A 9,832-nucleotide genomic window follows, 5' to 3' on the forward strand; every position below is an offset into this window, starting at 1 on the left:
TGGTGTGTTGCGGCTCATATATTCACGGGGCGGCGTCAGCGAAAGGCGGGCGGCCGGCTCAGAGCAGCTTGCGCCGCTGCCGCGACAGGGCCAGCGGCGTGCCGTCCGCGCCCCAACACACCGCGTCGTCCACCGTCCAGCCCAGACCCAGGTCCAGCATGCGAAACTCGAAGAAGGCCCAGCCGTCCGGTGCGGTTTCGGGCGTCGGCGTGGCCAGGATGTCGTAGCGCAGATCCACCGTGGTCATCATCGGCGGCGCCTTCATGGCGGTCCACGACGGCGGATACAGCGCGTCCAGCAGGTAGCACAGGCGCAGCTCATCCAGCGGCGCCCCGTCATTGGTGCGCATCCACACCCGCTCCACCGCCGCGCGGCCCTCGTTGCCGCCCAGGATGTTCGGGCCGCCGTCGAAGCGGAACTCCACATGCTGGGTGAACCGCGGCCGCATGGGCCCCTCAAGCTTCCGGGCCGGGTCCAGGCTGTCCAGCGGCGGCGGGGGCGCATGCAGGGGCGTCAGGGCGACTGCATCTGCGTCCCGTCCCCAGGTCGCCGTGGCGTGATGGGTCAGGCGCTCGCCCTGTCCGGCCTCCAGCGCCGAATAGGCCACGGTGCGTCCGCCGCGCAGCAGGCGGGGTCGGAACGCCAGCGCCTGCCCATATTTCGCCGCCGCCAGATACTGCACGGTCAGGGTCCGCAGCGGTCCGGTGATCTCCAGCCCCTGCCGCATGGCCCCTGCGCACAGGGCCGCCAGCAGTCCGCCGAACGGAAACCCCGCCTCGGGCGGCGCCCCGATGGGGCCGTTGGAGAACTCGCCGGACAACTCGGCGGTCAGGGCCTCACCCGCGGGCGTCAGGGCCAAAGCGCGTGTCAGCGGATGGTCTGCGGAATCGGTCATGGGCAGCGACATATCAGAAAGACGGGCGGAGACCGGCGGAAGGGCCTCCGCCCGCAAGTCGAGGGACGCAGGAACGCCGCGGCGCGTCATGCGCTGCGATGTCCGTTGCCAAACAAGACTGACTCAATGGGTGTTGAATCGCAACCCACTTGTCAAAAGCCTGCCGCAACGTCACCTTGTTCGGTATGGGACGCACAGCCGACTACTCCCGCCAGAGCTGCTCCATCGCCGCCACCCTCGAGGTGATCGGCGATCCGTGGACGCTGCTGGTGATCCGCGACGCCTTTCAGGGCGTGACCCGCTTCGAGCAGTGGCAGGAGCGTCTGGGCGTGGCGCGCAACGTGCTGGCAGCGCGCCTCAAGACCCTTGTGGCCCATGGGGTGCTGGAGCCGCACCTGTATTCCGAACGCCCGCCCCGCAACGAATACATCCTGACCGCGCGGGGCAAGGACCTGTATTCGGTTCTGGTGACCCTGCACGCCTGGGGCGCCAAGCACCTGTATGGCGACAGCGATTCCGGCGTGGACATGATCCACAAGACCTGCGGCCATTCGCTGGAGCCGCGCATCGCCTGCGGCTGCTGCGGCGAGGTGGTGCGCCCGCGCGATCTGGCGCTGGTGCTCAGCGCGGACCGCCCCACCGTCGGCGACGTGCTGGCCCCCAAGGACGCGGCCTAGAAAGTCCGCGCTACTGCTGGCTGCCGGATCGCCACAGGTTCCGGGTCAGGGGTTCGACCAGATAGGACAACGCCGTCCGCCTCCGCAGCAGGATGACCACCTCCACCGGCATGCCGGGGCGTATGCCCCGGGCGGCCGGGCCAAGCCTGGCCAGCTCTTCGGGCGGTACGACCACTTCGACGCGGAAATGGCTCTGGCCGGATTGTTCGTCGGTGAAGCTGTCGGCGGACACGCTGGTGACCCGGCCGCGCACGATGGGAGGAACCTCCTCGCGAAGACCGGGGAAACGCACCTCGGTTTCAAGTCCGATGCGCACGCTGTCGATGTCGGCGGGATCGACCTGGGCCACCAGCACCTGCGACGCGTCCGCCGGCACCACCTCCATCAGCACCTGACCCGGCTGCACCACTCCACCGGGGGTGAAGACGCTCAGCCCCACGACCTGGCCGGTCGCCGGGCTGCGCACCTGGGCCCGGGCGATCTGCGCGCGCAGTTCTGAAAGGCGCGGCTGAAGCTCGTTAAGCTGGACCTCCACCTGACGCAGCTGATCAGCCACGTCTTCGTCCAGACGCGTGTTCACGCCCAGCATCTGCAGCCGCGTCTCGCCGATCTGCTCGCGGGCGGCGGCGATCTGCGCGATCAGGGCGCCTTCCTCACCGTCCAGCGACGCAGCGGTCCGTTCCAGCGCCCTGACCCGGTTCAGCGGCGCATAGCCCTGCGCCGCCAGCGAGCGCATGCCCTCCAGCTCCTCAAGGATCAGGCGCTGCTGTTCGCGGTTGGACTCCAGCTGTCTCTGATGACCGCCCATGCGGTCCTCAAGCTGGCTGATCCGTTGACGCAGCACGCCGCTTTCGGTGGATCGGCCCGCTCCCCGCGCCATGAACTGGCGTTGTTGCAGCGCCAGCGCCTCTTGCGCCAGGACGAGGTCATCGCCCGACAGATCTGCGAAGATCCCGGGCGTCGGGATGGCCGGCAGCCGGTCCCGTTCGGCGATCATGCGCGCCCGTTGGGCCAGCAGGGCGTAGACTTGCCCGGCCACGCCGCGTTCAATTGAGCGCAGGCTGCCGGCGTTGATCTCCAGCAGGACCTGCCCGCGCTCCACCTGGTCCGCCTCGGCCACATGCAGGGCGCCGACCACGCCGCCGTCCGGGTGCTGCACCGCCTGCCTGTTGCCCGACACCGCCACCTGGCCAGGGGCATAGGCGCCGGCGTCCAGCGGCGCGAACGCCGCCCATCCCAGGAAAAGCCCGAAGAACAGAAGGATGATGGTCCCGCCCAGCCACAGTTCGAACCGGGGCGAAGGGCTCAATTGCGGCGTCGTCTGGGCGGTGGATGAAGCGGCTTTCGTCATTGACTGGCCGCACCCCGGGTCGGCGCCCGTGCGTTTCTCAGGCGGGCGAGCACCTCTTCACGCGGCCCCTGGGTCTGGATCGCGCCATCCTTGAGCACCAGCAGGTGGTCGACTCGCGACAGCACGCCGGCGCGGTGGGCGACGATCACCACAGCCGCCCCGCGTCTTGCCGCCGCCAGAATGGCGGTCATGAGGGCGGCTTCCCCATCCTGGTCCAGATTCGAGTTGGGCTCATCCAGCACCAGCAGCACGGGATCGCCGTAAAGCGCGCGGGCCAGGGCCACACGCTGGGCCTGGCCCGCGGACAGACCGGCCCCGAACGCGCCCAGTTCGGTGTCATAGCCTTTCGGCAGCCGCTGGATCATGTCGTGCGCGCCGGCGGCCTGGGCCGCCTCGACCGCTGCCCGGTCGATCTGGTCCGCCGGCGCGCCCGTGGCCGCGGCGAAACGCGAGATGTTGTCCCGCACGCTGCCAGCGAACAGGCTGGGTGTCTGGGGCAGATAGCCTATGTGGCGGGCCAGGGCGTCACTGTCCCATGCGCTGTACTCGGCGCCGTCCAGGCGGACCGCCCCCATGGTCGGGATCAGCGCCCCGGCCATGACCCGCGCGAGGGTTGTCTTTCCTGAACCGCTGGACCCGATGACGCCGAGGGTCTGGCCCGGCTCAAGGGTCAGGGTCGCGCCCTTCAACTGAACCGGCCCCGCTTCGGTGAGGCGGACCGACACGCCTTCAACATCCAGCCGTCCCTTGGGGGCGGGCAGGGTGGTCCGGGGACGGTCCACGTCTGCGGTGGCGTCAAACAATTCGATCAGGCGCCGCCAGCCTGCGTGAGCCTTCACCAGACCGGGCCAGGCCCCGACCAACTGCTCGATGGGGGCCACGGCTCGGCTCAGCAGAACGGAAGAAGCGATGATGGCGCCGGGCGTCATCTGTCCGCGGATCACCAGAAACCCCGCCAGCCCCAGCGCGGCGGACTGCAGGGTCAGCCGCACGAATTTGATCGCCCCGGTGTAGCGCCCGCCCGCCATGTTGGCGTCCGCCTGCTGCTGGACCGCCCGGCGCCGTTCGTCGGCCTGGCGCGCGATGCTGTTGGCGCGCATGCCGAGCGCCCGCACCACCTCGGCCTGTGCGGCCAGGCTTTCCTGGGCGGCGTATGCGGCGCTCGCGGAATCCGAAGCGTGGCGAATGCGCTCACGGGTGTCGCGCTCGTTCAACCAGGCCAGGGCGAACAGGACCAGCCCCCCGAACAGGGTCAGAAAACCGATGGACCAGTGCAGCAGGAAACAGCACATCAGGAAGATCGGCGTCCACGGCGCGTCCAGAACCGCCAGGGTCCCCTGACCGCTCAGGGCCGTCCGCACATGGTCGAATTCGCGCAGCACATGGACGTTGGGCGCCGCGCCCCGCAGGCCCACGCTCCGCGCCAGAATGCGGCTGGTCAGCGCCTGGTCCAGTTTCAACCCGGTCCGCAGCAGGATGCGCACCCTCAGCCAGTCCAGGGCCGCCAGGGCTGCCAGGGCGAACAGGGCGACGGCGCTGATCAGCACGAGGGTCGTCAACCCTCCGGTGGGGACCACCCGGTCATAGACCTGAAGCATGTACAGGGTGGGTGTGAGGTAGAGCAGGTTCACCAGGGCGCTGAACACCGCCGCCCCGATGAGGTGCGTGCGACAGGCCAGAACGGCCTGCCTCAGCGGTTCAGCGCCAGCGGATGTGGGAAGCAGGTTGAACACGTCGGCTAGCCGCTCTGGGCCTCATTGCTTGATCATCCCGCCATTTCAGGCGCGACCATGACGACCCTCTCGCCCCTGGACAGCAACTCATATGGCAATCCCGGCAGGGCGCCAATGCGCCCTTGAGACGGCGGCCCCGATGAAGGAGCGGAGACCGGATGGCGCGCAAGGGCCCCCGGGCGTAGACTGCGGGCATGTCAGACCTGAAGACCCGGCCCACCGACGCCTCGGTCGAGGCCTTCCTCGATGCGGTCGAACAACCCCGCCGTCGGGAGGATGCGCGCGTGGTTTCAGCCATGCTGGCCGGGATCACCGGGGAACCGCCGGTGACGTGGGGTCCGTCCATCATCGGCTTCGGGCGCTACACCTATGTCAACACGACGAAGAAGCCTGCTGACTGGCCCGTCATCGGGCTCTCGCCCCGGAAGGCGAACCTGAGCGTCTACATCACCGGGCTTCACGGAACGACCCGATCTCATGGCCCGGATCGGCAAGGTGAAGACCAGCGTCTCATGCCTGTACATCAGCCGGCTTGAGGACGTGGACATGGAGGTGCTGCGTGAGCTGTGCGCGTGGGCGGTGGCGACCATGCGCGCCCGCCATCCGACAGGCCCATCGCCCGATTAATCCCTGCCGGGGACAAACTGTGCTATACTTGGCAAGATACGAGACAATATAGCCGACGCCTCGCGTCGAACCCGTCCGGGGAAGGCTTTCGCTTCGCGAGCCTCCGAACGCGGGGAAAGGGCCAGCCATGGCTGCCCGCACGCCTCCATATTCCGAAGGTCCGCTCAGCCTGGGGCTGGCCGTCATCAAGGCCTCGCTTGCCCCCGTCATTCTGCTGGATGCTGATCAGACGGTCATCGCCGCCAGCACCTCGTTCTGTGACGCCTTCGGGCTGGACGCCGCCGCTGTGGCGGGTTCGGCCATGCCGGGCCTGGGCGCCGGCGAATGGGGCTCGCCCCAGCTCCAGATTCTGCTGGCCGCCACGGCGCGCAGCGATGCCGCGGTGGACGCCTATGAGATGACGCTGGATCTCCCGGATCGCGGCCTGCGCTGCGTGGTCATCCACGCCCGGCGTCTGGTGACCGATGAGGACAACATCCGCCTGCTGGTGGCGGTGACGGACCTAACCGACGTCCGCGCCGCCGACAGGTTCAAGGACAATCTGCTGCGGGAGAAGGCCATCCTGCTGCAGGAGGTCCAGCACCGCGTGGCCAACAGCCTGCAGATCATCGCCAGCGTCCTGATGCAGAGCGCCCGCAAGGTGCAATCCGAGGAAACCCGGTTTCATCTGAAAGACGCGCACAGCCGGGTGATGTCCATCGCCACCCTGCAGCAGCAACTGGCCGCCTCGCGGCTGGGGGATGTGGAGCTCCGGCCCTATCTGACCCAGCTGTGCCGCAGCATCTCGGCATCCATGATTCCTGATCCCGAACGCCTCAAGCTGGAGGTGGTCGGCGACGACAGCGCCACCAGCGGAGACATCTCCGTCAGTCTGGGATTGATCGTGACCGAGCTGGTCATCAATGCCCTCAAGCACGCCTATCCCGGCGGGCGGGGCGGCCGGATTCTGGTGTCCTATGACTCCGATGCGCAAGGCTGGACTCTAGCGGTGCGGGATGACGGGGTGGGCATGCCGAAAAGCCCGGAGAACGTCACGCCCGGCCTGGGCACCAGCATCATCGAATCCCTGGCCCGCCAGCTGCACGCGGCGGTGAAGGTCGAAACCGGCAAGGGCGGCACCACGGTCTCCATCGTTCACGTCCGGACCGAGCCGGCCATGCTCCCCGAGCGGACCACCGTCCAGCTTTCGACCTGAGAAGGTCTCGCGAGGCTCTGCTCCGCGTTTATCCCACCGGTTGAGGTCCCCGCCCTTGCATCAATCGGCCATGCGCGGTTTCTGTCACCGGAACGGTGGCGCTTTCATCGCGTTGCCTGAAGACACCCTTTCTGGAGTTTGACCATGCGCTTGTCCGCCCTGACCGCCGCCGTCTCCGTCTTCGCCCTGGTCGCCGCGTGCGGGGGAAACGGCGAAACCGCCTCCACGATGCAGACGGGTGACCCGGTGGAGACCAACGCGGCGAACGCCCCGAACCAGCAGCCGGCCTTCGAGGGCCAGACCCGTGCGCCGGGGGTGCAGACCACTGTTTCGATGACCAGCGAAACGGTGGCCGAGGGGCTGGAAAACCCCTGGGGTCTGGTTCCCCTGCCTGAAGGCGGTTTCCTGGTTACGGAGAAGCCCGGCCGCCTGCGGCTCGTCAGCGCCGAAGGCGAGATCGGGGCGCCCATCAGCGGCGTGCCCAATGTGGTGTCGGATCGTCAGGCGGGCCTGCTGGATGTGGAGCTGAGCCCTGACTTCGCCAGTGACCGGCTGGTCTATCTGAGCTTCTCCGAGCCGCGACAGGGCGGCAACGGCACGGCCGTGGCCCGGGGGCGGTTGAGCGAAGACGGCTCGCGGCTGGAGAATGTCCAGACCATTTTCCGCGCCATGCCCACCTACGACAACTTCATGCACTACGGCTCGCGCATCGTGTTCGACCGCGAGGGGCGGATTTATGTGACGCTGGGCGAGCGCTCGTCTGTTGAAACGCGGGATCAGGCGCAGGATCTGGGCTCCCACTTCGGCAAGATCGTGCGCATCAACGCCGACGGTTCGGTTCCGGCCGACAACCCGTTTGTGGACCAGGACGGCGCCCTGCCGGAGATCTGGTCCTGGGGTCATCGCAACGTCCAGGGCGCGGCCCTGCATCCCGAGACCGGAGAGCTGTGGGGCATCGAGCACGGCGCGCGCGGCGGTGACGAGATCAACATCGCCCGGGCGGGTGAGAATTATGGCTGGCCCATCGCGGCCTACGGCATCGAATATCGCGGCGGCGCCATCGGCGAGGGCGCCACCACCGCCCCTGATACGGTCCAGCCGATCTACTACTGGGACCCGGTGATCGCGCCGGGCGGGGCGGTGTTCTATCGCGGCGACATGTTCCCCGACTGGAACGGCAATCTGCTGGTGTCGGGCCTGGCCGGCCAGCATCTGGCGCGGCTGGTGCTGGACGGTGACCGGGTCGTGGGCGAGGAGCGCCTGCTGACCGGTCTGAACGCGCGCATCCGCGACGTGGCGGTGGCCGCCGACGGCGCAGTCTATGTGGTCACCGATGATCAGAACGGTCGGCTGGTTCGCCTGCGCCGGGCGGACTGATCGCCTTCACCCGCCGGTCCGGCTGCGTTAGAACAATCATGAGCGGCCCGGTTACAGGGCCGCCAAGGGACATAGGGAAACACACATGACGCGAGTGGCGATGGTCACCGGAGGCACCCGGGGGATCGGCAAGGCGATCGTTCAGCGCCTGAACGAGGACGGGATCAAGGTGGCGGCCGGCTATTCCGGAAACACGGCCGCGGCCGAAGCCACGGCCGCTGAACTGGGCGTCATGGTGGTCAAGGGCAACGTCGGCTCGTTCGAGGATTGCGAACGGGCGGTCAGGGAGGTCGAGGCCGAGCTGGGCCCCATCGACATCCTGATCAACAATGCGGGCATCACCCGCGACGGCTTCTTTCACAAGATGAGCCCCGACCAGTGGTCCGACGTGATCCGGGTCAACATGGACAGCGTGTTCAACATGACCCGCCAGGTGATCGGCGGCATGCGGGACCGGGGTTTCGGCCGCATCGTCAACATCTCCTCGATCAACGGCCAGAAGGGCCAGGTCGGCCAGACCAACTATTCCGCCGCCAAGGCGGGCATGATCGGCTTCACAAAGGCCCTGGCGCTGGAGAATGCGAGGAAGGGCGTGACCGTGAACTGCATCGCGCCCGGCTATATCGACACCGAGATGGTGGGCGCCATGGATCCCAAGGTTCTGGAGAGCATCGTGGCCCAGATTCCGGTCGGGAGGCTCGGAAAAGGCGAGGAAATCGCGGACATGGTCTCGTGGCTCGCGGGGGAGCGTGCCGGATATGTCACAGGCTGCACCCTTTCCCTGAACGGTGGTCAGTATCTGGTGGGCTGACACGCGCGCGCCCAAAATCCGCCTTCGCTGCGAGTCATCTGATTGAGAATGTTCGCGGAACCCCGGATCAGCGCTGCGCTGTCACCGACGACGCTCGCCCTGGCGAGCATCGTTGCGGGCGTGGCTGTCCTGGGCTTCCCTGACGCCGCCGACGCCTGGACCCAGCCGCGCGGGAACGCCCAGGCGGAGCAGAGCCAGGATCTGCGTGAGCGCCCCGCCCGCGCTCTGGCGTCGCCGGGTCGTTACGTCACGGAAGGCGGCGAGACTTTCATCCTGGATCATTCCGGGGCCAGGCCCCTGTTGCGCTTCGACGAGAGTCCGGAGGTCTGGGTTCTGCGGGCCACGCCCGCGCCCCGTGGCGACATTCTCTACCGCAACGATCAGGGCGACGTTATCCTGCGCTCCACGCCTTCGGGGGGGGTGACCCTCTATACGCCCCGCGCGCCGGGCGGGGAGCCAGCCTCCCAGGCCGGACCCGGCCCGGGTCTGCGGCGACCCGCCCTGTCGCCTATCCAGCTTGTCAATTTCATGGTCCGCCAGAGCGACGTGGCGAGCCGGGCCGTGGGGCATCTGGTCGTGTTCGAGGCGGAAGAGATTTCACCCGGCTCGGAGACTCTGGTGGCCGAGGCCGCCGCCGCCGCTGTCGAGGCCCTGACCCGCATGGTGCGCGCCTCCAATCTGCGCGATCAGGCCCGACAGGTGCGCCGCATCGTCATCACCGAGGGCACGCGGAACCATACGGAATTCTCTCGCGGCGTCCTGACCATCACCCTCGATCCGCGCGAAGGGCCGGCGGGGCGCCCCTCATCGGCCCGGGTCGTGCGGACCCTGGCGGGCAGCTAGCCCCTGAACGCGTCCTTGGCGGCCCTGAGCGCGGCGAAGGCGGCCGCATCCGGAGCGTTCAGGAACGGGTTCAGGCGCTTCTCCCGGCCCATCATCGTCGGGACGGTCGACTGCCCGGCCTCGCGCAGGGCGAAGACGTCCCGCGCATAGGCCTCCAGTTCAGGACCGGGGTCGCCCAGACTCAGCGCGAAACGCGCGTTGGCGGCGGTGTATTCGTGGGCGCACCACACCCGGGTGTCATCCGGCAGGCCGGCCAGTCGGGTCAGGCTGTCCCACATCTGCTCCGGCGCGCCCTCGAACAGCCGTCCGCAGCCCAGGGCGAA

10 protein-coding genes are annotated in these 9,832 nt (G+C 68.3%); 6 read left to right on the forward strand and 4 right to left on the reverse strand.

The genetic code is table 11. The annotated features are described in order from the left end of the window. Nucleotides 1-58: 58 nt before the first annotated feature. Nucleotides 59-895, reverse strand: a complete 837-nt coding sequence (locus C0461_RS05310; RefSeq protein WP_292104594.1) for a thioesterase family protein — start codon at nt 893-895, stop codon at nt 59-61. Nucleotides 896-1,080: 185 nt separating this feature from the next. Between C0461_RS05310 and C0461_RS05315 the strand changes: the two genes are divergently transcribed. Continuing rightward, nucleotides 1,081-1,572: a helix-turn-helix domain-containing protein gene (locus tag C0461_RS05315; RefSeq protein ID WP_292104615.1), complete on the forward strand. Its 492-nt coding sequence runs from the start codon at nt 1,081-1,083 to the stop codon at nt 1,570-1,572. Nucleotides 1,573-1,582: 10 nt separating this feature from the next. Here the strand turns inward: C0461_RS05315 and C0461_RS05320 are convergent, their stop codons facing one another. Beyond that, nucleotides 1,583-2,923, reverse strand: a complete 1,341-nt coding sequence (locus C0461_RS05320; protein WP_292104596.1) for an HlyD family type I secretion periplasmic adaptor subunit — start codon at nt 2,921-2,923, stop codon at nt 1,583-1,585. Continuing rightward, nucleotides 2,920-4,656, reverse strand: coding sequence for a type I secretion system permease/ATPase (locus C0461_RS05325; protein ID WP_292104598.1), 1,737 nt, complete (start codon nt 4,654-4,656; stop codon nt 2,920-2,922). The genes C0461_RS05320 and C0461_RS05325 overlap by 4 nt, the downstream gene beginning before the upstream one ends. Nucleotides 4,657-4,850: 194 nt before the next feature. Between C0461_RS05325 and C0461_RS05330 the strand changes: the two genes are divergently transcribed. The 5 genes from C0461_RS05330 (at nt 4,851) to C0461_RS05350 (ending at nt 9,509) form a co-directional block, all read left to right on the forward strand. After that, nucleotides 4,851-5,192 carry a hypothetical protein gene (locus C0461_RS05330; protein WP_292104599.1) on the forward strand — a complete coding sequence of 114 codons (342 nt, stop codon included), beginning with the start codon at nt 4,851-4,853 and terminating at the stop codon, nt 5,190-5,192. Between the two features lie 218 nt (nt 5,193-5,410). Beyond that, nucleotides 5,411-6,478 carry a histidine kinase dimerization/phosphoacceptor domain -containing protein gene (locus tag C0461_RS05335; RefSeq protein WP_292104601.1) on the forward strand — a complete coding sequence of 356 codons (1,068 nt, stop codon included), beginning with the start codon at nt 5,411-5,413 and terminating at the stop codon, nt 6,476-6,478. Nucleotides 6,479-6,622: 144 nt separating this feature from the next. After that, nucleotides 6,623-7,855, forward strand: coding sequence for a PQQ-dependent sugar dehydrogenase (locus C0461_RS05340; RefSeq protein WP_292104603.1), 1,233 nt, complete (start codon nt 6,623-6,625; stop codon nt 7,853-7,855). Nucleotides 7,856-7,940: 85 nt separating this feature from the next. Next, complete coding sequence (gene phbB / locus C0461_RS05345; RefSeq protein WP_292104605.1) at nt 7,941-8,666, forward strand: acetoacetyl-CoA reductase; 726 nt, start codon at nt 7,941-7,943, stop codon at nt 8,664-8,666. Between the two features lie 48 nt (nt 8,667-8,714). Beyond that, nucleotides 8,715-9,509, forward strand: a complete 795-nt coding sequence (locus C0461_RS05350; RefSeq protein ID WP_292104607.1) for a DUF4908 domain-containing protein — start codon at nt 8,715-8,717, stop codon at nt 9,507-9,509. Here the strand turns inward: C0461_RS05350 and C0461_RS05355 are convergent. Next, nucleotides 9,506-9,832 (reverse strand): hydroxyacylglutathione hydrolase C-terminal domain-containing protein (locus C0461_RS05355; protein ID WP_292104609.1); only part of this gene is annotated, 327 nt, incomplete at its 5' end. The two genes, C0461_RS05350 and C0461_RS05355, sit on opposite strands and share 4 nt — an antisense overlap.

Origin of the sequence: Brevundimonas sp. (assembly GCF_013823285.1) — a bacterium.
Taxonomy (GTDB): Bacteria; Pseudomonadota; Alphaproteobacteria; order Caulobacterales; family Caulobacteraceae; genus Brevundimonas.

What these genes read in the sequence shown, in the direction of transcription:
- C0461_RS05310 (WP_292104594.1), bottom strand. Translation starts at nt 895, where the DNA reads ATGACCGATTCCGCAGACCATCCGCTGACACGCGCTTTGGCCCTGACG.
- C0461_RS05315 (WP_292104615.1), top strand. Translation starts at nt 1,081, where the DNA reads ATGGGACGCACAGCCGACTACTCCCGCCAGAGCTGCTCCATCGCCGCC.
- C0461_RS05320 (WP_292104596.1), bottom strand. Translation starts at nt 2,923, where the DNA reads ATGACGAAAGCCGCTTCATCCACCGCCCAGACGACGCCGCAATTGAGC.
- C0461_RS05330 (WP_292104599.1), top strand. Translation starts at nt 4,851, where the DNA reads ATGTCAGACCTGAAGACCCGGCCCACCGACGCCTCGGTCGAGGCCTTC.
- C0461_RS05335 (WP_292104601.1), top strand. Translation starts at nt 5,411, where the DNA reads ATGGCTGCCCGCACGCCTCCATATTCCGAAGGTCCGCTCAGCCTGGGG.
- C0461_RS05340 (WP_292104603.1), top strand. Translation starts at nt 6,623, where the DNA reads ATGCGCTTGTCCGCCCTGACCGCCGCCGTCTCCGTCTTCGCCCTGGTC.
- phbB (WP_292104605.1), top strand. Translation starts at nt 7,941, where the DNA reads ATGACGCGAGTGGCGATGGTCACCGGAGGCACCCGGGGGATCGGCAAG.
- C0461_RS05350 (WP_292104607.1), top strand. Translation starts at nt 8,715, where the DNA reads ATGTTCGCGGAACCCCGGATCAGCGCTGCGCTGTCACCGACGACGCTC.